The organism is Bovifimicola ammoniilytica (assembly GCF_025567085.1).
GTDB classification, from domain to species: domain Bacteria; phylum Bacillota; class Clostridia; order Lachnospirales; family Lachnospiraceae; genus Bovifimicola; species Bovifimicola ammoniilytica.
In genome coordinates, this window is record NZ_JAOQJN010000008.1 from 58,476 (window position 1) to 84,545 (window position 26,070).

Sequence of the window (26,070 nt, forward strand, 5' to 3'; positions counted from 1 at the left end):
AATATTATATTTAACTTTTAATTTAATTAGACAAGCTGGATCTTATATAAATCCTTTGATAACTCATTAAGTTTTAACTTTATGCTGTTATCCACTACCCTGTCACCAATTCTGATAATTATGCCACCGATAATATCCTTATCTACCACATAATTCATCTCAAATGATTCATACTTAGTCGTTGCAAGTAACTTATCCTCAACCTTCTTCTTCTGGTCTTCAGTCATCTCTACTGCCGTAGTTACATATGCAACACCAATTTTCATATATTCTTTAACTAAAGCGATAAAATAATCAAGAATTTCAAGAATACTGTTTTGTCTTTCTTTCTTAATTACAAGAACTAAAAAGCCAACCATATCCTTTGATACCCGGTCTGTAAATATGTTTTCGATTACAGATATCTTCTCTTCCTTATCTATCTTAGGGTGATTCAGTAGTTTTATAAGCTCACTGTTAGTAAGAAACACTTCCCTGATTACCTTAGATTCTTCAAATAACGAATCTAATCTATCTTCTTCGAGAGCCAGTTCAAACAATGCATCACCGTATGTCTTAGATACTAGCTTAGCCATGTTTCCTCACCTATCTCTTTCAATGTTTCCTCAATGAGTGTATCCTGTGTCTTTTCGTCCACAGATACTGCTACTACCTTGCCTGCCATAAGAGTTGCAACAGAAATGATTTCTTTCTTAATGTCATCAGCAGCTTTCTGTTTTTCTAACTCTGCTTCTTTCTTAGCATGAGCAATAATTCTTGCCGCTTCTTCCTTAGCTTCATTCACTATTCTCTCTTCACTCTTAAGAGCTTTTCTTCTGGCTTCACTCAAAATAGTTTCTGCATCTTTTTCAATATTCTTAATCTTTTCGTCATACTCTCTCTTAGACTCTTCGGCTGACTTCCTATCAGCTTCAGCCTGTTCTCTCTCTCCTGAGATTCTGTCCTGACGTTTCTTAAGAAGTTCTCTTACAGGATTAAATAAGAAATATGATAATGCCGTAAAAAGTACGAGCATTGTTACTGCAAGTACGAAACAGTCAAATATCGTCTGTGAATCTAATCCAAATAGTCTTTCACCAAACAAGGTTTCGCCTCCTTTCTGAGAATTATTACATTTTTAAAATTATTATTAATTCCAAATCGGCTTAACCTTATTTGAAAGGCTTAACAAACATTAATATGATTGCAACAACGAATCCGTAAAGACCAGTTGTTTCTGCAACTGCCTGTCCCAAAAGCATAGTAGATGTAATATCTGATTTAGCTCCTGGATTACGACCAACTGCTGCGGCTGCCTGTCCTGCTGCATATCCCTGTCCAACACCAGGTCCAATACCTGCTATCATTGCAATTCCTGCACCTACGGCTGACATTGCATTAATAAAATCCTGTCCTGTAACTTGATTCATAAATTTCCTCCTATCTGTCTGTCATGCAGACTCTTAAATCTTTTTAGTTTTAGTCGGCTATTTTGTCATTAATATATACCATAGTCAGCATACTTATTACATATGCCTGTATACAGCCAGAGAAAATATCAAAATAGATGTGTAGTATCGCTGGCCAGCCAAATGTATATGGCTTAAGCAAACCATAAATCAGTCCCATAAGAACTGTTCCTGACATTACGTTTCCGAACAAACGAACTGAAAGCGATAAAGGCACCGCTATTTCACCGATTAAGTTAATCGGGAATAAAATCGGATTCGGTTTAAACAAATCTGTAAAGTGTTTAGATTTGTTTTTCTTAATACCATTGTAATGGATTAAAACAAACGTAATAAGACCTAACGGTAATGTAATACCATAATCGGCAGTAGGTGGTCTAAGTCCAACCAGACCTGATATATTGCATAAAAGTACAAATAAGAACAATGTACCAATGTAATTAACAAAACGTTTAGCATTTGTTCCCATGACACCCTTAACCATATTATCTATGGTTTCAACTATCATTTCTGCAATATTCTGAAGTGTTCCTGGCGTATCACTTGCCTCTGCAGCTTTAATCTTACGATTAACCACAATTGCAAATACAATTAATATCAAGGCTATGATGACCAGACAAATATGTGTACTGGTTATATATACAGTAGAGCCACCGATTTTAACTTCTTTAAAAAGTTTAATCATAAAACTTCCACTGCTCTCATCGTCAGCACTTGCTGCCAGCAATGTTCCACCGACTCCTGATGGTACCATATTCCCTACGGTACTCAGAATTCCGTTTACCACATTCTCACCTTCCTTTTTCTGTAGATTTTCTAGCTAAAACTTTATGAGTAAGCGGCTGTAAATAAGCCGATACTTTCAATGCCATTACACCAAAAAGTGCTGCCACAATATCACCCACTTGAGTTATACCTATAACAATAAGCGCTATAAAGCATAATATCATCCTTGCGGCTGTCGTCTTTTTGACATGTCTGTCTGCTCCTCTTTCATTAAAACTCATAGCCTGCTCAATGGCTATTGTCATATGGAATGTCATTAATACTGATATAATGACTCCAAGTATGAACCCAATGGAAACATTCAGCTTTCTGTCTGCAAATATTAGAATTAATATCTGCCCTAATATATAGTAAATCACATTACCTATAATCAGTTCAATACCGGTTCTGTTAATGCGAAAACTTCCAATTCTACTTTCAGACACATCAACCTCTGTATTATCATTATCTGTATTCTGTATCTGATTTCTTTTTAGTTTCTTAAGCCTTTTATCTCTGTTCTGTTTCTTATTCATATTCTGTATTTTATCGGTCTTTTTCATTTCTACCGTTGTCTGTGTCTTTGCGTTCTGTAAATTGTCTTCCATCATTCCACTCCCTTAACACATCATTTACCATTTCCTGCTCTTCTTTAACAGACTTTTCTCCCTCTGATTTACCTATGGCTTTCTTAGCAAGATGATATGTATTCCTGCATCCCGCCATAATTCCTAATATAATACCCGGCAACGTAAGTGGTATACTAAATTTCTTTTCTAAATATATACCCAGCGACATTAACATAAATATAGGAACTAACATACTTACCCCTAATTGGGATATTAAGGCAAAATTAGTATAAACATCTTTCTCTAATTTATTCTTCTTTATCAGAATCAAACCTCCATTCATTACAAATCAATGTTGACTTTTCTACCTGTTTTTACATATTTTTGAAACTTAACACCCGCCGAAGATAACATTCTCTTCGAGGCATATACAGATGGTGTATCAGCATATTTATCGCAGTCATATACTAATTCTTTTATTCCTGACTGAATAATTGCTTTTGCGCATTCATTACATGGAAACAAGGTAACATACATCTTAGCACCCTCGAGACTTCCGCCACGATAATTAAGAATTGCATTTAATTCACTATGCGTTGTATAAAGATATTTACTGTCTATCTCTTCACCTGTCTTCCCCCATGGAAATTCATCATCTGAGCAGCCATTCGGGAAACCATTATATCCAATAGATAAAATCTTATTCTCAGGACTGACTATGCATGCACCTACCTGCGTATTCGGGTCTTTCGATCTCATGGAAGCTAAATATGCCACTCCCATAAAATATTCGTCCCAGCTTATATAATCGTCTCTTTTATCACTCATTGTAAACCTCTTCTAACCTGCCATAAATCTTTATTCTATCATTCCAATTCTTCTTATATGTCTCTCATCATTAGAAAATTCTGTATCTAAAAATGTATCAACTATCTTAAGTGCAAGTCCCGGGCCTACTACTCTTCCACCTAATGCCAGAATATTGGCATCATTATGAAGTCTTGTTGCCTCGGCCATAAAGCAGTCAGTACAAAGTGCAGCTCTGATGCCTTTTACCTTATTAGCAGCAATTGATATACCAATTCCTGTTCCACAGATAAGTATTCCCTTTTCGCATTCTCCTGAAGCTACAACATTTGCAACTTTCTTCGCATATACAGGATAATCAACTGATTCTAAGCTATCACAGCCATAGTCTTTGAATTCTATTTTTCTTTCCTGTAAATGCTTAATTATCTCCTGTTTTAATTCATATCCACCATGGTCACAACCTAATGCTATCATAATTCTTCCATTATCGCCTATGCGATTCCTTTCTCTTTATTCATCTTGTTCTATCTTATCTTTTACAATTGTAATCAATTTTTCTAAATACTTAAACTGGCTTCCATATTCTGTCAGTTCTCCACCATATGCTGCCTCAACATCTATTGCCTCTCCTGCAAATTCTCTTATGGAATATACATTAACAGCATTTTCAAACTCATCATATACTTTCTTCTTAAGTAAATCAGTCATTACTAAGACCAGAATATCATCTCCAAAATCATCCATTGTAAGCTGTTCAGACTTTTCATCCTCAATTGATATTCCCTTGCTCTTAGCTATGGCTACAGCTTTTGGATTAACTGGCTCTTCAAATAATACAACTAAACCTCTTGACTCAATCTGTAAATCTTCATTCGTATTTATGTTTCTGTATATAGCTTTTGCTAAAATACTTCTACAGGTTCCCCCGGTACTTACAAAAATTACTTTTTGGTATCTGTTCATAATATCAAACCTTTCATTAATATTATCAGCTATATAACCGTCTCAACCTGATATCCGGCAGCTTTTAGAAGTCTATTCATTATTGCCTGTCCCAATTCTTCGCTTCTAAATGTTTCGCCTAATATATAATCAACCTGTTTGTCATCAAATTCTCTTAAAACTTTGTATAAATTTTTAGAAATACTAAGCTCGTTATTACGGCTTCCTATCGATATTACTTCTCCGTATCTATATCTGTCCTTTGATTCAGCACTGGATATTATACCGACTTTATAACCTTTTTTAATATATGATTCTGCTAATTCGTTTATTCTATCTGCAACTTTATCTATATCACCATCAAACATTGTAAAATCCGCCTTGGGCGCATAGTGCTTATATTTCATTCCCGGAGCTTTAGGTTTCAAATCTGGGCTTACCGGTCCAAGAATAGCTTTATCAATAGTAACTTCTCCGACTACTTCTTCAAGCATCTTCTTATTAATATATCCCGGTCGTAATATCATAGGAATATCACCTGTTACATCAACAATTGTTGACTCAATTCCAATTCCAACCGCTCCACCATCTATAACCATTGATATCTTACCATTCAAATCGTCCATTACGTGCATAGCCGTTGTAGGACTTGGTCTGCCCGAAGTATTTGCACTCGGTGCAGCAATAGGTATATTTGATTCTTCAATAAGTGTAAGTGCTACTTTATGATTTGGCATTCTTATCGCTACTGTATCTAATCCACCTGTTGTTCCATATGGTACAACATCACTTTTATTAAAAATTATAGTTAATGGACCAGGCCAGAATGCTTTCATAAGTTTTCTGGCTGATTCAGGGATTTCTTTAACCAGAGGTAATATCTGTTGTTCATTTGCCACATGTACTATTAACGGATTGTCAGATGGTCTGCCCTTTGCTGCATATATTTTCTTTGATGCCTTCTCATCAAGTGCATCTGCTCCCAATCCGTATACTGTCTCTGTTGGAAATGCCACCATATCTCCAGCATGCAAAATATCTGAGGCTTCTTTAATTACCTCCATATCAATATTATCGACATCAACTTTTCTAAGTATTGTGTTCATTTCTGCCTCCATGCCTGAGCTTAATTCTGTGCTCCATTATACCACTTTTACTTATAAATTAAAACTAAATATTTGATAAATATTCTATTACAGCTTTATTAATTGCAGCCGCTATTTTATCCTGATAGAATTCATCTGCAAGCTCTGTTGCCTCCTCCCAATTAGACAGAAATCCACATTCAACAATTACTGATGTACACTCCGATTTGCGAAGCATATAATAATTATTATTTTCTTTTGCCTTTCGTTTATTCTTACCATCTACATCACTTTTTATTATTTCCTGTAATAATTCTGCAAATTTTTTTCCTTCTTCTGATTTGGAATAATAAAAGACTTGGGCGCCCTTGATATCTTTAGACTCATAACTGTTTTGATGTATACTTATGCAGAGATTTGCATTTGCAGAATTCACTATTTCTATACGCTTTCGCATATCTGCTGACTTCTTGCCTGACACCTCACTCCCCTCATCTCCACACATACTGACATCTTCAATTCTTGTCATAACAACTTTAATATTATTATTTTCGAGATGTTTCTTCAGTTTTAATGCTATTTCTAAATTAATATCTTTCTCAAATTTCCCGGTTATACCTATTTTACCCGGATCATAGCCGCCATGTCCCGCATCTATTACTACTATATGTTCAAATTCTTTCTTATCTGACTTTCCATTTCTCTTCGCTACGGTAATACTTCCGGCATTAACATTTATCATTAACGTTGCGCATGTTATGATAATTAACATTCCATAACCCATCACTTTTTCTAACTTATTCTTTAGCATATACAAATATCCCCTCACCTATCATTCTATAAATATGTATTCACAAAGCTGATTAACAAAGGTATTTATTACCTATAATCTTATGCTTTACAATACTTCACTTAATAAATAATATGCAAGGGGACATTCTATTAATTCGTGTATTTAATTATCGTATTCCATAATTCATTATTCTCAAGACCAATTCGCCATTCGGCAACACCTGCAAGTTCATATGTTCCGATTAGTTTTAATTTCTCTTCAATTGATTTCGCATCTTCCAGCCATATACGGACTGTATTATCTCCTGATGGATATTCACCATAATATTGTCCGACATTATCAACCCATACAGGTGTAATACCATTGTTAGCCAATGTAGTAGCCGCTGTTGTCATATCAACTGATGCACAACTTACAACATTACCTGATGCATCTTCTTCCCATATTCTTGTGTAGAACGGAACTGCAAGTACAACTTTTGTTGATGAAACTTTTGATACCATATTTTCAATACCCTTCGTTACCCACGGAAGTGATGCTACCGAACCTGCTCCGGAGTCAACACCCCAATGTTCGTCATATCCCATCATTACTACGTAGTCAACAGTTTTTCCCTGCTCTTCAATATTATAATAACTGTTTGATGCCTCTGGAACTTTATCATCTACTGACAAAACTATTCCATTTATTCTGCATTTTACAGATAATTCTCTTAAAAACTGAATATAGTCATCTGCATTTTCTTTAGCTATATATTCAAAGTCTACATTAATTCCATCTATTCCATATTCAATAGCTGAAGCAATTAACTGGTTAATTATCTTCTCTCTCTTTGATGTATAGCTAAATATCTGTTTATTATCAGAATCTGCTGACTGGTCATCTACAACAGCCCATACCTCTAATCCAACCATATGTGCTCTTGTTACATAATTAGCATCTGCAAGTGATGTCATATTGCCCTCATTATCTGATAATCTGAACCATGTAGGTGCAATAACATTTAATCCCTTAGCAGGAGTAACTAAATCCATCAACTGATTATTAGATGCCTGTGCTGTAACCATGTGCCATGCCATATTAATAGTAAAATCTTTCTGGATATTAGTGTATTCAGGTTCAACATAATCATTTTGTAATGTCTTTGTTGTCTGTTTTCTTAATGAATCTGTCTTAACATATCCAAAGAAACCATCTTCCGTAATTACCTCCGACCAGGTCTTTCCCTTATCTAATACTACTACTTCTGTTGCAGACTTACAATTGTATAAGATATCCGACTTAATGCTCTTATCAAGTCTTATCTTTGTATCCTTCTTAAGCGTGGATATATTTTCTTCCACTCCCCATTCGTTTGTTATACATACTCTGTTAGGAGAGTCATATAATGTATATTCTATATTCGAATAGTTCTTTACGAAGTCTAATGCAACATATACTTTTGAACCTTCTGCTTTAACAATCGTATATTCTGCCGTCTTCTTAGCTTTAGTAACATAATATTCCTGACTTCCAACACCTGCCTTAACAATATCTGTAGGCGTTGTATAAATGAGAATGTTCTCATTGTTGTCCCAATAAAATCTATTATTAAGTGAATTCTTTACAAATTCATAATCCACATATAATTCTCCATTATCTATAAAAGCTCTGTCTGATACTATCTCATTCTGTAATAAGATGGCAACCTGGTTATCTGCCGCCTTAGTTGCTCCCTCAAAGCTTATCTTATCACCATCCTCGGTATAACCATCATATAATCTATATAATTTGTATATATCTTCTTCAGAAGCATGCTTCTTAGAAGGTGTTCTTTTATCTATTATATTTCCTACTACCAATACAACTATTGAAATAATTATAATTGCCACCACAAAAAAAACAGGTACTGATTTTTTCTTCAAAATGCTTTCCTCCTTATTTTCTCAATATGAAAATGTCTATTTGTGGTGTATTATAACACTTTTTATCATCTACGTCATCTGTTTTCTCTTTTATATTGTTATGGCATATAATTAATGTGTGTATTTACATCATTTTATTATATGCCATAACTTTATATAATTAATTACATTCTTTATCTCAAATAACATTTATTGACATTCTATTAATCTCTCTGACACGTAATTAACTATTCTTGTGATATATTATTTTATAATGATACCAGGGGTAGAAACATAAAAGCCATTATATTTATTCATAAAACTATGTTTTCTACGACACGAACCTGTTCATATTTGTTTCTAACACGACTCTTTTATTTGCCGTTTCGCTATTGAATACTTCATCTATTAAGTTGGGGTCCCAACTGCCTAATTCAATAACACTTGCATTTACCGGATAATCTGATTTAGCTGTTTCCTGATAGTCTTTCACATATAAAACCGCATATATTTTTGTACCCTGATAAACATTTTTATCAACTTCGGCACTAGCCATCTTGAGAATTTCTTCCTCATTAACATTTATAAGTATGCTATTCTCAATTCTCTTAACGATTTTCTTATGCCCTGCTATAACATAATCTTCTCCATCCGGAAAAGTAATTCTTATATCCACAATACTTCCTTCAAGAATATCCGAATGCAATTCAACATACGAATATATATGAAGTCTTATGTCGTCAGCTATCTTATCCTGCTTATGCACCATACTTAAATCCATTATCGTTCCCTTACTGACATCAATTTTTAATTCTTTATTTACTAAATCACTCCTAGATGCCAGTCCTATTAAATTATTTTCTCCGTATAAGTTCAATTCAACTAAATCTGCTTCTGTTATCAAATCTCCCTTTTTCTTATCTGCATTAAGTGAATAAGCTTTAATATTAGCATAACCCTTTTGCTCATTCTTAATTTTTACCAGCTCTTCCCTGCAGGTATTATAGTTAATTACTTCTACAATTAAGATACTTCCCAATATAACTGCCGAAATAATCACCCCTGATAACAATGCAATTATCAGATTCTTTTTTCTCTGCCAAATAACCACTATGCCTCCAATATACGTTCTACCTCCATCAACTGTCTGCCTGTAATTTTAAATGGATTATTTATAACCGGTATAGAATATAGCCTTCTTCCTGTACACTCTGATATGTAATCTGCCGATTCTTTATCACCAAAGCAATACAAAAATTTCCACTGTTCATTGAACTGTACTTCCTTCAATCCTGTTACTACACCCGGTATCTTCCACAATCCTATTGAACTAATCATGTACTTTCTGTCACACATACTAATTTCATTAATAAATTTTCTATAATTACTTCCGACATCAAGTATTACACATTCATAATTTTCATGGAAAATTCCTGCTAAATTCTCTCTGGTAACATTCTGATAATATGCTACCTTATGTATATTATAAACATTATTATTAATCAAACCCTCAGGTGTACATATCTGTTTCAGAAATTCATAGTCACAATCTTCGTTCAAATCTACTATCGCTGTCTTTCTTCCTAACACCTCTGAATAATAATTTCCGAGTAATATGGAAAAATGTGTTGCTCCAGCGCCTCTAGTCATTCCTGCTACTGCCAGTTTATGATAGGTTTTTCTGCGTACTATACGTTTTCTTCTAAAATTAATCATACTTTAATGCCTCTATGCTGTTCTTATAATCATCTTACAATCATTTTATACATTTAATTAATAATTTCTCATTAATATCTTCACTATGTCCCCATAAAACTTTTCTGATTCCTTACATTGCCTAAATGGATTCTCAATATACGGCATTCTTAATACATTAATATTTCTTTGTCTCAAAAGCCTTTTTATCCCTTTATCATCCGAAAAGTTCGCAACATACAATATATTTTTATCTTCACAATCTAAAATATAATCTTCATACTTGAATTTTAAATATTCTTTGATATCGGTAATCACCACAATTACCTGATTTAAAAGCGACGATTTCTTATTATATACACCACAGTCATGTATATTCACCGATTTCCTTAATCCCATAGAATCTGCGTTGTCCTGTGTGCAAAATTTCCCATAATTAGGCAATATCTTGCATCTTTTATATGTGTATATACCATCTGAACATACTGTCTTATTATCAAAATCCAACATATTAATTATATCCTTGGATAAATTATCTTCTATATAGAATACATCTGACATTCTATGCTCTAAATACTTAGTAAGTCCTAACGCAAGGTGGGTTACTCCTGCATATCTTCTACAGCCATAAATTGCAATATCAAGCGATTTCCTATCTCTTACATTACTATTTCTGCATTTTTTACTCTTTCCATCGCAGCCATTATTATTCGTTGATGCTCTGTTAATACTTATCTTTTCAACTATTGAAGTTATAGCTTCCTCTATAATTTTTGTTGATGTATATCTGTCTTTAATGTCCTTTTCCATACATATAGATATAATTCTCAAAATATCATCTCTATAGTTATATAACTGCATCTGAAATCCCTGATATACCTTCTGTATCAGCACGCCAATGCCATACACGTCTGTCCATATACCAATTTCCCCACTATTATACTGCTCAGGCGTAATATATTCCTTAGTAGCCATATTCTTTTCATCCGGAATATCCTTAGTTAGCATGCAATTTCCAAAATCAATCAAATACACTCCATTTTTACTAATGATTATATTCTCCGACTTAATATCTCCATAGATTATTCCATATGGCTTAGTAGTATGTAATAAATGTAATATTGTACATATTCTGCATACATAACCTAGCACCTCAAGAGCATCATTTTCTTTATTATTCAAATATTCTTCAAATGATATTCCTTCAATATACTGCTCAATAATGTACCAATATTCTAAATCTTCCTCCACATCATAAACAACCGGAATACCATCAATGTCTATCATATTGAGAATATTGACTTCTGAATTATAACACTTCTCATTAATAGAATTCTTAGATATTCTCTTCATGGCACGTAATGTTCCTAATATCTTATGTCTTACCAGAAAAACCTGTGATGTGCCGCCTTCGCCTAACAGACTTATCTTCTCATATTTACCACCATTCACCCTGTAGTCCATATATTTTTTTATAAATCCCTCCTTCTTATTTAACATTTTGTTGTATGTTGTGTATTAATTATAATACATTACATTTTAAATTGCAACATTTATTTTATTTTTTTATTTTATTACAGTTTACTTTACATCTGGCATTATAATAAGTTATACTATCGTATATTATCTCAATATTAAAGTTCTAAAATCCACCATTATATGTATTCATGCATAATAATCAGAAATGTTAATTATATCAGAACTAACACAGACATATACCTTTAATATTTCGTAAACATATCCATACCAAAGGAGGAATATATATGGTTTTTGAAAAATTAAACGATAATCAGATTAAATGTGTACTTGATAAAGAAGATTTATTTTCCAGAAAAATTAATATAAAGGATTTATTTTATGGTTCCCCGGAAACAGAACAGTTGTTTAAAGAAGTGGTTTCAAAAGCCCAGGTTAACTTTGATTTTAATACTCAGAAATTTCCTATATCTATTGATGCCATCCCCCTTCCCAATGATACTCTTGTAATAATTATTACTATAGTTGAAGATCCTGAAGAAATCGATTCAAGATTTTCAAGATTTACACCTGATCCTAATGCTGCATCAGACAAATTATTTTCATCCAAAGCAGATACATCTGCCGGTCATGAAGATATTTTTAGCTTTTTTAATAATATTGCAAATCAGATTTCTAATTCTCCTAAAGATTCACCGGAAAATCCTAATTTATTTGATTCAGCTAAAAATACTTCGCCTACATTTGAGAATGCTATTATCGAGGCACCTTATGGTGTCACACCAGCATACACTATCATCTTCAAATTTGAAAATATTGATAAAATTATTGAACTCTCAAATATGCTTATAAAAATTTACCATGACCAAAATTCATTATATAAACTTGGCACTTCCTATTATCTTTTTGTATACTATACCTTGGATAATAAAGAATATTTTTATAGAATATGCGATTTGATAAGCGAATACGGAAATCTGGTTATTAACAGTCCGACTACGTTAGAACACATTTTAGAGCATGCTGAATTAATCATAGCCGATACCGCTATCCAGGAATTATCGCAAATCTAAAGTCTAATCTAAGAATATCGAAACATCATATAATAATTTCGTAAATTTGAGCAAACAAAAAAATGTATCCTGATTTTATATATTTCACAGGATACATTTTTCTGCCATACAAGGCTTTCAATTTATTTTATATTTACCCGATTATTTTGTTGCTAAATAATCATTAATCTCTGATACTAATTCATCAGCATTTAATCCGTGAACCATTGCTGCTTCTTCAAGGCTTTCACCCTGTGCAGAAGGACAACCAATGCAATGCATTCCTGAACTAAGGAGAATTGGAATAATTCCATCATCTATTCTAACAATTTCACCAATTAACATATCTTTTGAAACTTTTGACATAAATTACCTCATTTCTGCGATGTTCCGGTTTTTATGCCATTATTCGTATTAACATCGCTAAACAAATAATGACTTTATGGCACAATTATCACTTTTTTCGCCATCGCATACATTATATTACACGGCATTTATTAATGCAACTTTATTTTGTAATTGCACTTTATTTAGAACGTAAAAATACTTGAATAGTTCCTCTATTTGTATTAAAATAGCAATAAGATTTGAACACAAATCTGCGATTTACTTATATATTCTAAAGGAGGAAGAATTATGGCACACGTAATTAACGACGGATGTTTAATGTGTGGAGCTTGCGCTGGCGCCTGTCCAGTAGGAGCAATCTCTGAGGGTGCAGACAAATACGTTATCGATGCTGATACATGTATCGATTGCGGAGCTTGTGAAGGCGGATGTCCAGCAGGCGTTATCTCTGCAGAATAATCATTCCACATTTTTAAAATAAGACAAAATAATAAGACCATTACACTAACTATATTAGGTGTAATGGTCTTATTTGTTAATTATTATTATCTTTTGTATTATCTATTATTCATAGATATGTTTTTTCTTTTCTTTACTTTTGACCTGTTTCTTTTTAAGTGGATGTTTTGGATTCTTATCTGCCATAACTTATCGCCTCTTTTCTATATTTAACAGGTTATATAAGATTCTTCTATCTAAGATTATCCTTCAATAGCAATATATTTGTTTTCTTCAACTTCTTTGGCCTCTTTCTTTGGAACAAAGAGTTTTAAGATACCATGTTTAAATTCACCTTTAATGTCTTCCTGTTTTACTTCACTGCCAACATAAAAGCTTCTCTCACATGCTCCGGCATAACGTTCCCTACGAATGTAATGTCCAGTTTCTTTATCCTTTTCATCTTTGTCAAGACCTTTAGCTGCGCTAATTGTCAGGTAACCATTTTCAAGTGAAGCCTTAACTTCATCTTTTGTAAATCCAGGTAAGTCAATTTCTAATTCATAACCGTTATCATTCTCTTTAATATCGGTTTTCATTATTCTTCCTGCTTTCTTACCATATAATTTCTTATCCACATTTCTCATATCTTTATCATTATAAAATGGGAAATCATCAAACCAGTCATCAAATAAATTTTCTCCAAAAATACTAGGCATTAACATAAGTCATCTCTCCTTTTCTAAAATACTATGTTTGTTTACCATGTTTCTCTGGAACTGGGATGTTCAGGGAGCTCATAGGACTTACTTCATATCCTTTTTTTGCATCCCTTTCCTTTGTTCTAGGTGTAATATAACACTTATTATTAGCAATGTCAAGAGGTGAGTGCTATTTTTTTGTGAACATTTTGTGAACATTCTTTTTATTCATTTATTCTATTTTTAAATGCGGACACAGCAACAATAATTCCTGCAATCATTATTATTACTAATTCCATAACCTGCGTAGTATCACCAGTCTTTGGAGCTTTTGCATTTGACGTTTTTGTATCTGTTGCTTTCTCTTCTAAATTGTTATTATCGTTCTTACCAATAACTTCATTGCTATTATTATCATTATTATCAGAATCATTTCTGCTATTATCATCTGTGCTATATACAAGTGCATATGTCGAAAATTTATCCGTGTCAAATGAAATTGTACCGTTTTCCTTATCATAGATAACCGGTATCTTAGCAAATGATTTGCTTCCGTCAGCCTCCATATGCTCGCGAATTATATAAAAGCTGCCATCTTTGCCCTTTAAATCATCAGCAAGATTAAATGTAACTGTCAGATTATTGGTAAGTTCTGTTAACTTATTTTCCCATGCTTCAGTCTTGTTTCCTTTATTAATAACACTGTATAAATTCATGTCAAGATATGCGCTTACCACGTCATTTCCCACATTTTCTTTTATATCACCCTCTAAAACAGCTGCCTCATTTTCTGACAAATCCTTAACTTCTAGTCGGATATTGCCTGAATCCACAACATTTTCACCATTAGAAATGCTTCCTGACTTCACATCCGAACTCTCTGTATTAATAATATCATTTGTCTTAGTAAATAAAGCACTCAGATGAAGATTTGTACGAGGCATTATAAATGTAAATGTACTGACTTCGCTGCCTGCTGTTATTGTGTTTCCGTTTAATGAACCTGCCACAAACTGATAACCATAATCAGGCTTAATTTTTACAGTAACCATACTATCAGGTTTAATTGCCACCAGACCAACTTTTTCATTCTGGTCATTTATATTTTCAATGCCGTTGCTTCCATCAGGCAGTATTGCTGAGATTATCCTGACACTTCCATTTGCAACCTTACCATCTTCACCAAATGTATCGTCATAAGCCCAGGTAACCGTATAGACACCGCTGCCCGCCTTACTTATCTCGATATCATACATATCTGCTTCTGCAACGGTGTAGACCTGCCAGCCATCTTCTTCCACACCATCTACTTTATCTCCATTAATTTTAGCCTCAATGGAATATCCAAACTGCGGAAGAATTGATATCTTATGCATATCAGCTTTTTCCACATTAACCATATTATCTGTTACCACGCAATCATCAACTTTAATGTATGGTCCAAAAGTATCTAATAATTCCAGTCCTGACTTAATGTTTACTGTTACCGTCTTAGGATTAACTAATCTTACATCTGCGCCTTGCACATTTTCACCTGATAGCATTGTCCCAAACACACATATCATAACTAAGCCTAGTAACCATGCCATTTTATTCTTAAATTTTAATGACTTTTTCTTCTTTGTCTTAACCATATTTCTCACCTGCTTTCTCATATTTTATACATTCTTTCTCCAATTATAATAAAACTGTATAAGACCAATACGTGATTTCGTATCAGTTTTATTATTCAAATTGGTTATATGTCTGTATAACACTGCTCTCGACATTGAGATTTTAACCGCTATATCCTGTACATTTTCATCAGAAATTAACAGCGTTTTCAGCACTTCACTTTCCCTTGGCGTAAGTGAGAATTTCTCACAGAATGTCCGGAATTTTTCTTCTTCATCTGCCTCATAAGTCACTTTTTCCTTTTCATCTGTATCTGTTTTTCTTTCAAACTGATTTGAATAAATATACAGAACAATACTTATCAACGCAAACAGGCATAAAGCTGTGATTATAATTAGCATTACGTCGTTCTTAAGCAGGGCAACTGACAACGCTCCCGTAAGTATGGCGCACAAATTATTAGTAGCACGCCCAAGTCCCGCAAAAAGTTTCGGGACTTTCGTATTCCCCGACAACTCTATAAATGCTGTAGAAAAGAACACAACAAAGAACCCTGCCGAGATGTAGAAAAGTATTAACCCAACTAAGAAAGGTCCTCCCAGTTCAGTAACTACGACACATATTGTAGACAACAGCGTTACACAATACATTGTAATATTCATATATTTTCGTTCACCAATATCATATATAAAGCCTGCCATCAGACCGCTTAGAGCAAGAATAAGCCGTGGCCATTGTCCAATATCGACGCTCCCGCCTGCGTGTACTAAAGTTACGGAAATATTTAATGTAGAGAAAATGCAGCTCATAAGTACAACTGCAAGTGTCAAGGCTACACCTGCAATTAAAGGGCTCTTCATATTTCCCATTCCATTTATGTACAATACATTTTCATCTGGTATATAATCTTCTAACTTCATAATCAGCACCACGAATACTGCTAGTGTCACTGCTACGAATACCGATTCTCCAAGTTCACTAAATACCAGATTATTATTAATAAACTGCATAAATATACCAAGTGCATACGCAATACCAATATTTTCTGCTAAATGTTTACGCTCGCTTATGACAACGCTGAATATATAATGAATCTCACCTCCTAATATTCCTAATACAGCAAACAACAGACACCCCGGCAGCAATACTGACATATACGAACTGTGCCTGCATATCGTAAAAATGCATATTATACCGGCCAATGCGCTTGCAAATGCCATAATGTATTTGCTGCTGCCACTTATGATTTTGTCCAGTATCGGATATAAGAAGAATCCCATACAGCTTGCTCCAAGAATATAGCTTTCTGCCAACACCACACTCTCTGAACTTGCAACATATGTCATCATATTGTCAAACATATATTCTGCGCCCAGAAATACAAAGTTGAAAAATGCCAATGCGACTACAGACAAAATTCTTTTTCTGTTTTCTAAATCTATCTTCATTCGTGTAGTGTTCCTCTCTTCTTAAATCTAATAATTAAAACTCAGATTTCAAACTTTATGCTTTATACTTCAACTTTCAAGTTTCAAATCTCTAATCTCTAATCTCTAATCTCTAATCTCTAATCTCTAATCTCTAATCAATATTATATATATTACAAGATTTATGTCTATATTATAAACAAATGTCACCCATATTCAAGGTGACATTTGTCTCTAACTGCAGTTTTTATAACATTTGTGTAGCTTTTGCACGATATTTAATTGTTCTATTTATATAATAACTTCTTTAATTGTTCCCACAACATTTATATTTTCTTATATCTTATTTTGGTATATTTTTAATCTTTTTCTTAAAGGCAAATTCTATCTAAAAATATACTATTATTCCAAGACACAAAAAAAGCTGCAATAAAACTTTTCGTATTATTGCAACCGAACTATCTATGTAATATACCTTAGACTTCTAGCTTTGCATCCATGCATTTCTCAATAATTCTCGTAACTATTTCCTTATCAAGTGGCTTTAAGATACAACCTGCAGGTTTTAATCTGATAATTGATGCAATATTTCTCTTTTCTGCAATCTTCGTTAAGAACACAACCGGAAGTTTCCTTAATTCCTCATCGTTTCTTATCATTTCCAGCATTATCCTCCCCTCACACAGAGGCATTTCATAGCTTAAAAACATCATATCCGGTCTGTCTTTTTCTAACATACGCATTGCCTGTAATTCAGTACCCGCTGCTGATACTCTGTATCTGTCTCCAATAATTGATTTCATATCGTTATAGATTTCATCATCATTATCTACCAGCAAAATATGTTTTCGTTTGTCAGCATCAGCTTCATTATCCAATTCAGCTTCATCCCATATATCCGTTTTGTTTTTAATTTTATCCTCATTTTCTATATAGTTACTTACATCTGATATATCTTTATGTTCTGCATTTTCATCTTCCGTTATATGCAATCTGTCCGCAATGCATTTCATAATATCCCTATTCTTAATAGGCCTATATAAATGTGTATACTGCGTTTTAGAATACAGCATCTCATACTGCATCGTATCTTCTTTTTTACCTATGGTAATTATAGGAATAGCTGCATGTACAATCGTCAGGATATAGAATAGCTTTGAACTTATATTCTGATAACAACTTATAAATACCACCACCATATCCGGTCTGAACATTCTAATCATATGCGATACATCTTCCGCATTCTTCATAGAACACAACTGAACCTGATACCGACTTAACATAGCCTCTTGTATACAATGGGCCGTATCATTAAAATCTGCTACAAATAAAATTCTTTTCATAATCGTCCCTCCTGATATTCAGTGGTAGTAGTTCTATACAAATATTTCATTTCCTGCGTAAATCACAAAATATTATTTTCTTTTGCAACCTTTACCGCACGTCTGCGGTTATTAACGCTTAACTTTTTATATATATTTTTGGAATGAAATTTTACTGTATTTATGCTGATTCCCATAAAATATGCAATTTCTGAATTTGTTCTTTCATTTGCCATTAACTGTAACACTTCACGTTCAGTTTCCGTAAGACTTGGGAAATCTTTTCTACATTCCTTGAGATAATCAGGATATAATAATGCCATTTTCTTAGACAATGCTATCAGATGATTGATATAACTGTTTAGACCAACTTCTTTAATATTACGATTTCGTTTGTAATCTCTTAATAACAGATATGCCTTCTCACCTTCATCTGCAATTAATCTGTCTAATTTTCTTTTCTTAGCTACTTTTATAACCTCGTCCATTAATCCATATGCTTCATCACATTTTCCACCAGAATAATATGCTATCGCACACAATAGCTTTAATTCACACAAATCTATAACCCGATGTCCGTCCTGCAATATTTTTCTTAATAATTCACCAATTGCAACTACCGAATAATATTTGCCCTCAATTAAATATGCACGCATTTTTATCATATAACGAAATACGTCTGTCATGCACAATCTGCCATATTCGTTTGGTGATTCATTCTCAAGCCACTTCTTAACCTCTGTTATATCGTTATCATACATCGCACCCCACGCACGTAATGAATTATGATTCTCTGTTAACCACCTGCTGTCTGTCGATGTAATCTTATTATAAATCTGGTCTAACATTGGATATAGAACTGCAATCTGACCCGTAGCAATCATAATTCGCATTTGCAGATATAAAGCTGCAAACAGCACTGCGACCTCTCCGTTCTGTTCAATAATCGGAATATTTCCAACTAACGATGCTATTGCGCCAAAGCAGTCATCTTCCATATAACAAATTTCCGCATATGCAACCTCATACATTCCTATTGCACTGTCACCATACAATGCACTTAAACATTTCTTTACCTCTCCCTTATGTCCCTTAATAAAATCTCTATACTCTGATAGATCACGAAAACCATTAATAAGGCTTACTCTTCCTGCTGCAATAGGTAAATTAGGTTTCATATAGTCGGCATTTGACGAAAGTTTTCTGACTGCATGCCAGAATTTATTATTATTTCGTGCCGGAATAATTATATCTAAATGTAATCTCATAAATTCAATTTGATCAACACACTGTGCATATTCACGAGCCTTGTTTAAATCTCCATATATTGAGCATATAATTGCTGCAGCGGTTGACAGATATGGTGTAGCTTTTATCTCTTCTTCAGGAAATGCAAATATGTACTTATCACAATTTTTAAAACCACTTAAGGCGCAAGGTCCCCAGAATATTTTCAAAAGTTGTGTTTTTAATTCTTCTAAATTATTCTGTAATAACAGTTTGTCCAATTCTTCCGGATTAAAACGTTCATTTGCCCTGTTTTTAAGCATACGCACTCACCTCCTGTTTTCTTATATTTTATGACATTTTATTATATTTTTGTACTATCCGTAAGTGTAGTTTAGAATATCCTGCCAATTATTATATTAACATACAAAATGTCACCTTTATATAAGGCGACATTTATCTCTAATCATATAATTCACATAATCTTCTTTATCTTTGAGAATATCCCTCTCTTTATTTTCGCACTTTCCTTTCTGTGAAGCTGGCAACTCCTAATTGTTTCATCTAACTTCTTGAACCTTTCTTCCTCCTGCTTCTCACGTATATGCATAAGGTAATCCATCTCTTTAATTACATTGTCCGATACGATTTCGCTTACCTCTTTCCCTAACATTCCCGTATTCTCCTTAAGTGCATTTGACACCACCTCGGAAATTATGGACTGGAACTGCTCTAACTTACCATTATTAGTCCGTTCTGAAATATTTCCCTGTGATCCATTATCAGTAGTCATAAGTTCACTTTTGCGTTCCCCATTGTTATAAATCTCTTCTTTATCTTTAACATTTGATAGCATACCGTTATTCGTCTTGTCTTTATCATTCACCATTACATTATTATCAATATCATTTCCTCCGTCATTCACAAATGCGTTATTAACATTATTGGCATTTCCGCCATTCCCTGTAAATGTATTATCTCCACTATCATCAACCGCTGCTTCACCATAATCTGTCAGCCTGTTAAATAATTCTTCACGCAGCCCTTCAATGCTCTCATTTTCCCTTGTATTCATATTCGTTAATTCCGGAATCAGCATTTTAATTGCTTTAAGCTGAAACCCTCCGTCCTTCAACTCCTTAACCCTCTTGAACAACTCTATGTAATAATCGGTATAATACCTGTGTCCCATTTCATTACGCGGAATATCAATTCCTAATTCTTCTTCCCAGTATCTTAAAACGTGGGATTCTACCTCGATTAACTTTGATGCGTCTGAAATAATATATCTTTTTTCTTTCATAATCCCCTCATTTCTGTGTAGCCTTATACACTATTTGTATATTTTCGAGTTATAAAATCTTTTATTCGAAAAAAATATACCACATTAAAGACAACTTCTTCAATGTGGTATTCATTGTTTTTATGATTTTTTCGCATCGTAATTGACGAATTTTGTATAATTAGGCAACCATAACAGCTCAACTGTTCCTATAGGGCCATTTCTCTGCTTGGCAATAATTACTTCAGCAATACCCTTTTTCTCGCTTTCTTTATTATAATAATCATCTCTATATAGGAACATAACCATATCGGCATCCTGTTCGATTGCTCCAGATTCACGCAGGTCTGATAACATCGGTCTGTGATCAGGTCTGCCCTCAACTGCACGGCTTAGCTGTGACAAAGCCACAACAGGCACATCTAACTCTCTTGCAAGAGCCTTAAGAGAACGTGATATTTCCGATATCTCCTGCTGCCTGCTTTCCTGCTTTCCACCCGCTGTCATAAGCTGCAGGTAGTCGATTATAATTATTCCCAAATCATGCTCTAGCTTATATTTTCTGCATTTAGAACGGAGTTCTCCAATCGAAATACTTGGCGTATCATCGATAATCAGATTAGAATTACCAATTATGTTGGCACTCTCTATAAGTCTCTCCCAATCGGAATCATCTAAATCTCCAGTCCTCAACTTCTGCGCATCAACCTTTGATTCAAGTGCGAACAGACGGTTTACCAACTGCTCCTTTGACATTTCAAGACTGAATATGGCTACTGTCTTATTCTTCTTAAATGCCATATAATCTGCTATATTTAATTCAAATGCCGTCTTACCCATAGCAGGTCTGGCAGCTATCAATATTAAATCTGACTCATGAAAACCAGATGTCATATAATCAAGGTCTGTAAAACCTGTTGGTATTCCGGTAACACGACCTTTATTCTTAGATACAACCTCGATTTTCTCCATCGCATTAATTACAACCTGTCTGATTGGTACATAATCCCCGCCATCTTTAGCCTGTAATATTCCAAATACTTTTTTCTCTGTTTCATCTAGGATATTATCTAATTTCTCTTTACCAACATAACAGGTATTTGCAATATCTTCATTTATCTTAATAAGCTTTCTTAAAGTCGATTTCTCTTTGACAATCTTTGCATAATATTTGACATTTGCAGAAGTCGGTACTGCTGCTAATAGATCTCTTATGAATTCAATACTGCTAAGTTCAGCCGGTACGTCCATCTGGCTTAATTTATCCTGCAATGTAATTATGTCAATAGGTTTGCCTGCGGTAAATAATTCGACCATTGCCTGAAATAATATTCCATACTGATTCCCATAGAAATCTTCTGCCGTAAGAATCTCACTCGCTGCCATAACAGCATCAGAATCCATTATCATCGAACCGATTACTGACTGTTCTGCCTCAACACTATGCGGTAACGTTCTTCTTATAAGTGCCTCGTCCACAATTTACCTCTTTCTTAAATCTCTTTAACCTTAACAGCTAATTCACCTGTTACTTCAGGATGGAGTTTTATCTTAACGATATGTGTTCCTAATGATTTAATAGGTTCTTCTATATGAAGTTTCTTCTTGTCAATATCCATATTTAACTGGTCCTTGATAGCCTGCGCAATCTCTTTACCTGAAATAGAACCAAATGTCTTGCCACCTGCTCCCGTCTTTATAGACACAGTTACCGATGCTTCTTTTAATTCTTCAGCTAATTTCTTAGCTTCCTCTAATTTTTCTTTTGCAATCTTGGCATTATTTGCATTCTGTAATTTAAGATTGTTAAGGTTTATACTTGTTGCCTCGATTGCTAAATTCTTTCTAAACAGGCAATTTCTTGCATAACCCTCATTTACTTTTATAACTTCACCTTTTTTGCCTAATTTAGGTACATTTTCTAATAAAATAACTTCCATTATGTTTTGCCTCCTGTCATTATAGTCTATATTCTGATAATAGTATAAATCAGCTTTAAATTTCTTTCTCCTCCTGCATCTTCGTAACAACTTCTTTGAGTATATTCTTAGCTTCACTTATCGATACATTTTCAAGCTGTGTTCCTGCGGTATCTAAGTGACCGCCACCACCTAATCTTTCCATTATAAGCTGTACATTTAAGTCTCCCATTGATCGGGCACTTACATATACCTTATTATTATGTTCAGTCAGAACAAATGTTGCCCTGATGCCTCTTATATTCAATAATTCATTTGCAATCTGTGCCCCCAGCACTGTAGGACTTTCTATACCCTCTGACGGACACACTGCCATAGCATATACATCATTGAATGTCTCCGCTGAACCAATTGCCTTAGCTTTAGCTTTATAATCATCGAAAGAATCTCTGAATAATTTTCTCACTCTTGTCACATCTGCACCGCATTTTCTTAAGAATGCTGCTGCCTCAAATGTTCTGACACCTGTCTTATTAGCGAAATTATTAGTATCAATCATAATTCCACCGTACATTGCATCAGCCTCAACAGGTCTGATTTTAATTCCGTCATAGAAATACTGTAATATCTCTGCAACCATCTCAGATGCCGATGAAGCATAAGGTTCAATATATGAAAGTGATGCATTTTCAATGGTATCGCTGCTTCTTCTGTGGTGGTCTAATACGACGATGTCCTTACTCTTTGATAATATCTCAGGGCATTCCACATAGCTTGGTCTGCTGACATCAACTACTACAATAGCTGTGGCATTATCCACAATCTCCATGGCATCTTCACTCTTAATAAACATATCTTCATCATATTCATCACTTTCTAAGAACAAATCAAGCATTGGTCTTATCGATGATGTTACTTCATTTATAATGATATGTGCAGGTTTATTAATAGCCTGTGTAGCTCTGTAGATACCGATTGCCGAACCTAAGGAATCTATGTCACCTATCTTATGTCCCATAATAAGGACCTTGTCCTTTGTCTCTAATAATTCTCTTAATGCGTGGGCCTTAACTCTTGCCTTAACTCTGGTATTCTTCTCAACCTGCTTAGATTTACCTCCATAGAAATAAATCTTCTCGCCGTCTTTAACAACAGCCTGGTCACCACCTCGTCCAAGTGCTAAATCTATGGCAACTCTCGAATATTCACAGTTCTGTGCATATTCCTCACCATTTACACCGAGACCGATACTTATGGTAACAGCCATCTCATTACCGATATTTACTGCTTTAACTTCGTCTAAGATTGAGAACTTATTACTCTGTAATACAGAGACATATTTCTGCTTAATTATTATGAAATATTTATCTTTCTCAAGCTTTTTGATAACCGCATCATATGCTGAAAAATATTTATTAATCTTTCTGTCTATCAATGCAATAAGTAATGAACGTCTTACGTCCTCTACACTTTCTAATGCATCATCATAATTATCGATATAGATTAATCCTGCAACCATCTTCTGCTCGATATTCTCTTTAGTCAGACGTTTAATCTCTGTCTCGTCAAAGAGATATATGGCTACGAGATAATCCTCATCTTCTCTGTTCTCTGAGCTAAAATCTTCATCGACATTGATTCTGTTGAACTCCACTCTGTAGGTTCTTGCATTATATGTCATATAAGAAAATGGTTTCTCTTTCTCATCTTCCTTAAATTCCAACGAATCTTTAGTAATCTCCGGAAATACCTCTGAAATATTCTTAAAACTGCTGCCCCCACAGATTTCATTCAAGGCTGTATTGCCCCATAGAAATTTACCATTTTTATCAACTAATCCATATGGAAGCTCTAATCCTTTAATCAGTTTCTTCTGCACCTGGGTATAATCCATTGCAAAATCAACTAATTCCTGCAAATATCTGTTTCTGCCATAATAAAAGAAACCAATGGAAAAAATAAGATAAAATGTTACCACAATGCTCAATACGAAACCTGCCTGTATATCATCAGAATATGTCCATATAACCACAGGCAATAATAAAATTGCGAAATACATAGGCAATTTGAAATAGAAAGCTGTATGCCCATGCAATCTGCTATGCATAAGGTTCTTTCTGTTTCTTTTCTTCTTATTTTTCGTCTTCTCCACGTTCTTACCATCTGTATTTTTGCCAGTTAAATTCTGGATATCTATATTATTTCCGACAGTATTCTTATTCGTCTTATTTTCTGTTTTTATTTTATTTTTATTATCTTCTATCATATAATCACCATAGTTCTAAGATTTCACTTAAAAGTAATATATATCATATATCCATATCTGCATATATTTTAAAATGTCACTTACTGTTTTATCTCATTCCATATCTGCTAATGCTATGTGGAACATTATAACATTTATTATATAAATAATCAAATTCTCATTTACTCATTTATACATTCTCTATAAATGTCACGCTTGCTTACGCCTCTGTCCTTAGCCACCCTTTTCATAGCTTCCTTCTTATCAATTCCCTGATCCAGATAATATTCCATATGTTCATTAATTGACAAACTTTCCCATTCTTTCTGCTTCTCTTCTGTCTTTTCCTTAAAGGTCTTGCCCTCAATAACTAAGACATATTCACCTCTTGGTTCTTTTGTTTTATATTCACTGATTAATGAACCTATAGTCGTCTGGTGAGCCTCTTCATATTTCTTGGTAAGCTCTCTGCACTGGGTAATCTTTCTGTCTCCTAATACACTTTCTAATTCCTTAAGTGTCTGCACCAGATGATGTGGTGCTTCATATATAATCATAGTTCTTGTCTCGTCCTTAAGTTCTTCTAAGACCTGCTGTCTTTCTTTCTTATCACTTGGCAAAAATGCCTCAAATGCAAATCTTCTCGTCTTAAGTCCCGACATGGTGAGTGCCGTAATACATGCTGCCGGACCAGGCAATGATGAAACCTCTATTCCCACTTCAAAGCACTGCCTTACCAGTTCTTCTCCCGGATCCGATATTCCTGGAGTTCCCGCATCTGTTATTACCGCAATATTTTTGCCCTCCTGCATCAGATTAACGAGATATTTTGCCTTATCAACTTTATTATATTCATGATAACTTGTCATCGGAGTCTGAATCTCAAAATGGTTTAATAATTTAATACTGTGCCTTGTATCTTCAGCAGCTATTAAATCGACCTCTTTAAGAGTCTTTAATACCCTGAAAGTTATGTCCTCTAAATTCCCTATTGGTGTTGCACATAAAAATAATTTGCCACTCACAACT

Annotated in this window: 28 protein-coding genes and 1 riboswitch; of the genes, 2 read left to right on the forward strand and 26 right to left on the reverse strand. The window is 34.1% G+C overall.

What is annotated here, in order from left to right:
* Nucleotides 1-26 precede the first annotated feature (26 nt).
* The 15 genes from atpH to OCV48_RS10975 form a co-directional block, all read right to left on the reverse strand.
* The gene (atpH, locus tag OCV48_RS10905) at nucleotides 27-575 is read right to left on the reverse strand and encodes an ATP synthase F1 subunit delta (RefSeq protein ID WP_021982237.1); all 549 of its coding nucleotides are present in this window, start codon (nucleotides 573-575) and stop codon (nucleotides 27-29) included.
* Nucleotides 563-1,084, reverse strand: coding sequence for a F0F1 ATP synthase subunit B (gene atpF, locus OCV48_RS10910; RefSeq protein WP_021982236.1), 522 nt, complete (start codon nucleotides 1,082-1,084; stop codon nucleotides 563-565). The genes atpH and atpF overlap by 13 nt, the downstream gene beginning before the upstream one ends.
* Before the next feature lie 67 nt (nucleotides 1,085-1,151).
* The gene (gene atpE, locus OCV48_RS10915) at nucleotides 1,152-1,409 is read right to left on the reverse strand and encodes an ATP synthase F0 subunit C (protein ID WP_021982235.1); all 258 of its coding nucleotides are present in this window, start codon (nucleotides 1,407-1,409) and stop codon (nucleotides 1,152-1,154) included.
* Between the two features lie 49 nt (nucleotides 1,410-1,458).
* Complete coding sequence (gene atpB, locus OCV48_RS10920; RefSeq protein WP_021982234.1) at nucleotides 1,459-2,235, reverse strand: F0F1 ATP synthase subunit A; 777 nt, start codon at nucleotides 2,233-2,235, stop codon at nucleotides 1,459-1,461.
* Nucleotides 2,236-2,239: 4 nt separating this feature from the next.
* The gene (locus OCV48_RS10925) at nucleotides 2,240-2,821 is read right to left on the reverse strand and encodes an ATP synthase subunit I (protein WP_021982233.1); all 582 of its coding nucleotides are present in this window, start codon (nucleotides 2,819-2,821) and stop codon (nucleotides 2,240-2,242) included.
* Entirely contained in the window at nucleotides 2,760-3,113 is a 354-nt protein-coding gene (locus OCV48_RS10930) for an AtpZ/AtpI family protein (RefSeq protein WP_262559671.1), read from the reverse strand. Before OCV48_RS10930 ends, OCV48_RS10925 begins: the two co-directional genes overlap by 62 nt.
* Before the next feature lie 11 nt (nucleotides 3,114-3,124).
* On the reverse strand, nucleotides 3,125-3,610 hold the full coding sequence (locus tag OCV48_RS10935; protein WP_021982231.1) for a deoxycytidylate deaminase: 486 nt from the start codon (nucleotides 3,608-3,610) through the stop codon (nucleotides 3,125-3,127).
* A 30-nt stretch (nucleotides 3,611-3,640) separates the two neighbouring features.
* A complete protein-coding gene (gene rpiB / locus OCV48_RS10940; protein ID WP_021982230.1) occupies nucleotides 3,641-4,066 on the reverse strand; it encodes a ribose 5-phosphate isomerase B in 426 nt (141 codons plus the stop codon).
* Between the two features lie 36 nt (nucleotides 4,067-4,102).
* Nucleotides 4,103-4,555 (reverse strand): arsenate reductase/protein-tyrosine-phosphatase family protein, encoded by a 453-nt coding sequence (locus OCV48_RS10945; protein WP_021982229.1) that lies wholly within the window; start codon nucleotides 4,553-4,555, stop codon nucleotides 4,103-4,105.
* Between the two features lie 29 nt (nucleotides 4,556-4,584).
* Entirely contained in the window at nucleotides 4,585-5,640 is a 1,056-nt protein-coding gene (locus tag OCV48_RS10950; protein WP_147591931.1) for an L-threonylcarbamoyladenylate synthase, read from the reverse strand.
* Nucleotides 5,641-5,704: 64 nt separating this feature from the next.
* Entirely contained in the window at nucleotides 5,705-6,430 is a 726-nt protein-coding gene (locus OCV48_RS10955) for an N-acetylmuramoyl-L-alanine amidase (RefSeq protein WP_147591932.1), read from the reverse strand.
* A gap of 131 nt (nucleotides 6,431-6,561) precedes the next feature.
* Nucleotides 6,562-8,316, reverse strand: a complete 1,755-nt coding sequence (locus OCV48_RS10960; RefSeq protein ID WP_147591933.1) for a glycosyl hydrolase family 18 protein — start codon at nucleotides 8,314-8,316, stop codon at nucleotides 6,562-6,564.
* 310 nt (nucleotides 8,317-8,626) lie between these two features.
* Entirely contained in the window at nucleotides 8,627-9,406 is a 780-nt protein-coding gene (locus tag OCV48_RS10965; protein WP_021982225.1) for a hypothetical protein, read from the reverse strand.
* Nucleotides 9,406-10,011: a hypothetical protein gene (locus tag OCV48_RS10970; protein ID WP_147591934.1), complete on the reverse strand. Its 606-nt coding sequence runs from the start codon at nucleotides 10,009-10,011 to the stop codon at nucleotides 9,406-9,408. The genes OCV48_RS10965 and OCV48_RS10970 overlap by 1 nt, the downstream gene beginning before the upstream one ends.
* A 57-nt stretch (nucleotides 10,012-10,068) precedes the next feature.
* A complete protein-coding gene (locus tag OCV48_RS10975) occupies nucleotides 10,069-11,490 on the reverse strand; it encodes a serine/threonine protein kinase (RefSeq protein ID WP_147591935.1) in 1,422 nt (473 codons plus the stop codon).
* Nucleotides 11,491-11,753: 263 nt separating this feature from the next.
* Here OCV48_RS10975 and OCV48_RS10980 point away from each other — a divergent pair, with 263 nt between their 5' ends.
* On the forward strand, nucleotides 11,754-12,539 hold the full coding sequence (locus OCV48_RS10980; RefSeq protein ID WP_021982222.1) for an adaptor protein MecA: 786 nt from the start codon (nucleotides 11,754-11,756) through the stop codon (nucleotides 12,537-12,539).
* Nucleotides 12,540-12,680: 141 nt separating this feature from the next.
* Here the strand turns inward: OCV48_RS10980 and OCV48_RS10985 are convergent, their stop codons facing one another.
* Nucleotides 12,681-12,884, reverse strand: a complete 204-nt coding sequence (locus OCV48_RS10985) for a DUF1858 domain-containing protein (protein WP_021982221.1) — start codon at nucleotides 12,882-12,884, stop codon at nucleotides 12,681-12,683.
* 270 nt (nucleotides 12,885-13,154) lie between these two features.
* Here OCV48_RS10985 and OCV48_RS10990 point away from each other — a divergent pair, with 270 nt between their 5' ends.
* Nucleotides 13,155-13,325 (forward strand): DUF362 domain-containing protein, encoded by a 171-nt coding sequence (locus OCV48_RS10990; RefSeq protein WP_021982220.1) that lies wholly within the window; start codon nucleotides 13,155-13,157, stop codon nucleotides 13,323-13,325.
* 242 nt (nucleotides 13,326-13,567) lie between these two features.
* On the opposite strand, the gene OCV48_RS10995 is transcribed toward OCV48_RS10990, so the two are convergent.
* The 10 genes from OCV48_RS10995 to rsmI form a co-directional block, all read right to left on the reverse strand.
* On the reverse strand, nucleotides 13,568-14,029 hold the full coding sequence (locus OCV48_RS10995; RefSeq protein ID WP_021982219.1) for an Hsp20/alpha crystallin family protein: 462 nt from the start codon (nucleotides 14,027-14,029) through the stop codon (nucleotides 13,568-13,570).
* A gap of 200 nt (nucleotides 14,030-14,229) precedes the next feature.
* Nucleotides 14,230-15,639, reverse strand: a complete 1,410-nt coding sequence (locus OCV48_RS11000) for a hypothetical protein (protein ID WP_021982218.1) — start codon at nucleotides 15,637-15,639, stop codon at nucleotides 14,230-14,232.
* 24 nt (nucleotides 15,640-15,663) lie between these two features.
* Complete coding sequence (locus OCV48_RS11005) at nucleotides 15,664-17,067, reverse strand: helix-turn-helix transcriptional regulator (protein ID WP_021982217.1); 1,404 nt, start codon at nucleotides 17,065-17,067, stop codon at nucleotides 15,664-15,666.
* A gap of 424 nt (nucleotides 17,068-17,491) precedes the next feature.
* Nucleotides 17,492-17,559, reverse strand: a riboswitch (cyclic di-GMP riboswitch).
* A complete protein-coding gene (locus tag OCV48_RS11010; RefSeq protein WP_021982216.1) occupies nucleotides 17,523-18,389 on the reverse strand; it encodes a response regulator in 867 nt (288 codons plus the stop codon). It overlaps the preceding riboswitch by 37 nt.
* Nucleotides 18,390-18,451: 62 nt before the next feature.
* On the reverse strand, nucleotides 18,452-19,918 hold the full coding sequence (locus OCV48_RS11015; RefSeq protein WP_147591936.1) for a LuxR C-terminal-related transcriptional regulator: 1,467 nt from the start codon (nucleotides 19,916-19,918) through the stop codon (nucleotides 18,452-18,454).
* A gap of 152 nt (nucleotides 19,919-20,070) precedes the next feature.
* Nucleotides 20,071-20,898 (reverse strand): MerR family transcriptional regulator, encoded by an 828-nt coding sequence (locus OCV48_RS11020; RefSeq protein WP_147591937.1) that lies wholly within the window; start codon nucleotides 20,896-20,898, stop codon nucleotides 20,071-20,073.
* Nucleotides 20,899-21,018: 120 nt separating this feature from the next.
* Nucleotides 21,019-22,356: a replicative DNA helicase gene (dnaB, locus tag OCV48_RS11025; protein ID WP_147591938.1), complete on the reverse strand. Its 1,338-nt coding sequence runs from the start codon at nucleotides 22,354-22,356 to the stop codon at nucleotides 21,019-21,021.
* Between the two features lie 14 nt (nucleotides 22,357-22,370).
* Nucleotides 22,371-22,817 (reverse strand): 50S ribosomal protein L9, encoded by a 447-nt coding sequence (gene rplI, locus OCV48_RS11030; protein WP_147591939.1) that lies wholly within the window; start codon nucleotides 22,815-22,817, stop codon nucleotides 22,371-22,373.
* A gap of 55 nt (nucleotides 22,818-22,872) precedes the next feature.
* Complete coding sequence (locus tag OCV48_RS11035) at nucleotides 22,873-25,062, reverse strand: DHH family phosphoesterase (protein WP_262559677.1); 2,190 nt, start codon at nucleotides 25,060-25,062, stop codon at nucleotides 22,873-22,875.
* Nucleotides 25,063-25,223: 161 nt separating this feature from the next.
* A complete protein-coding gene (gene rsmI, locus OCV48_RS11040) occupies nucleotides 25,224-26,066 on the reverse strand; it encodes a 16S rRNA (cytidine(1402)-2'-O)-methyltransferase (protein ID WP_147591940.1) in 843 nt (280 codons plus the stop codon).
* Between the last annotated feature and the right edge of the window lie 4 nt (nucleotides 26,067-26,070).

Excerpts from the sequence above, each read along its gene's own strand:
- OCV48_RS10995 (WP_021982219.1), bottom strand. The coding sequence starts at position 14,029 with ATGTTAATGCCTAGTATTTTTGGAGAAAATTTATTTGATGACTGGTTT.
- OCV48_RS11035 (WP_262559677.1), bottom strand. The coding sequence starts at position 25,062 with ATGATAGAAGATAATAAAAATAAAATAAAAACAGAAAATAAGACGAAT.
- OCV48_RS10925 (WP_021982233.1), bottom strand. The coding sequence starts at position 2,821 with ATGGAAGACAATTTACAGAACGCAAAGACACAGACAACGGTAGAAATG.
- OCV48_RS10950 (WP_147591931.1), bottom strand. The coding sequence starts at position 5,640 with ATGAACACAATACTTAGAAAAGTTGATGTCGATAATATTGATATGGAG.
- OCV48_RS10985 (WP_021982221.1), bottom strand. The coding sequence starts at position 12,884 with ATGTCAAAAGTTTCAAAAGATATGTTAATTGGTGAAATTGTTAGAATA.
- OCV48_RS11000 (WP_021982218.1), bottom strand. The coding sequence starts at position 15,639 with ATGGTTAAGACAAAGAAGAAAAAGTCATTAAAATTTAAGAATAAAATG.
- OCV48_RS10935 (WP_021982231.1), bottom strand. The coding sequence starts at position 3,610 with ATGAGTGATAAAAGAGACGATTATATAAGCTGGGACGAATATTTTATG.
- atpH (WP_021982237.1), bottom strand. The coding sequence starts at position 575 with ATGGCTAAGCTAGTATCTAAGACATACGGTGATGCATTGTTTGAACTG.
- OCV48_RS10975 (WP_147591935.1), bottom strand. The coding sequence starts at position 11,490 with ATGTTAAATAAGAAGGAGGGATTTATAAAAAAATATATGGACTACAGG.
- OCV48_RS10980 (WP_021982222.1), top strand. The coding sequence starts at position 11,754 with ATGGTTTTTGAAAAATTAAACGATAATCAGATTAAATGTGTACTTGAT.
- OCV48_RS11010 (WP_021982216.1), bottom strand. The coding sequence starts at position 18,389 with ATGAAAAGAATTTTATTTGTAGCAGATTTTAATGATACGGCCCATTGT.
- OCV48_RS11015 (WP_147591936.1), bottom strand. The coding sequence starts at position 19,918 with ATGCTTAAAAACAGGGCAAATGAACGTTTTAATCCGGAAGAATTGGAC.
- OCV48_RS10990 (WP_021982220.1), top strand. The coding sequence starts at position 13,155 with ATGGCACACGTAATTAACGACGGATGTTTAATGTGTGGAGCTTGCGCT.
- OCV48_RS10945 (WP_021982229.1), bottom strand. The coding sequence starts at position 4,555 with ATGAACAGATACCAAAAAGTAATTTTTGTAAGTACCGGGGGAACCTGT.
- OCV48_RS10955 (WP_147591932.1), bottom strand. The coding sequence starts at position 6,430 with ATGCTAAAGAATAAGTTAGAAAAAGTGATGGGTTATGGAATGTTAATT.
- OCV48_RS11020 (WP_147591937.1), bottom strand. The coding sequence starts at position 20,898 with ATGAAAGAAAAAAGATATATTATTTCAGACGCATCAAAGTTAATCGAG.
- OCV48_RS10970 (WP_147591934.1), bottom strand. The coding sequence starts at position 10,011 with ATGATTAATTTTAGAAGAAAACGTATAGTACGCAGAAAAACCTATCAT.
- atpE (WP_021982235.1), bottom strand. The coding sequence starts at position 1,409 with ATGAATCAAGTTACAGGACAGGATTTTATTAATGCAATGTCAGCCGTA.
- OCV48_RS11005 (WP_021982217.1), bottom strand. The coding sequence starts at position 17,067 with ATGAAGATAGATTTAGAAAACAGAAAAAGAATTTTGTCTGTAGTCGCA.
- rpiB (WP_021982230.1), bottom strand. The coding sequence starts at position 4,066 with ATGATAGCATTAGGTTGTGACCATGGTGGATATGAATTAAAACAGGAG.
- rplI (WP_147591939.1), bottom strand. The coding sequence starts at position 22,817 with ATGGAAGTTATTTTATTAGAAAATGTACCTAAATTAGGCAAAAAAGGT.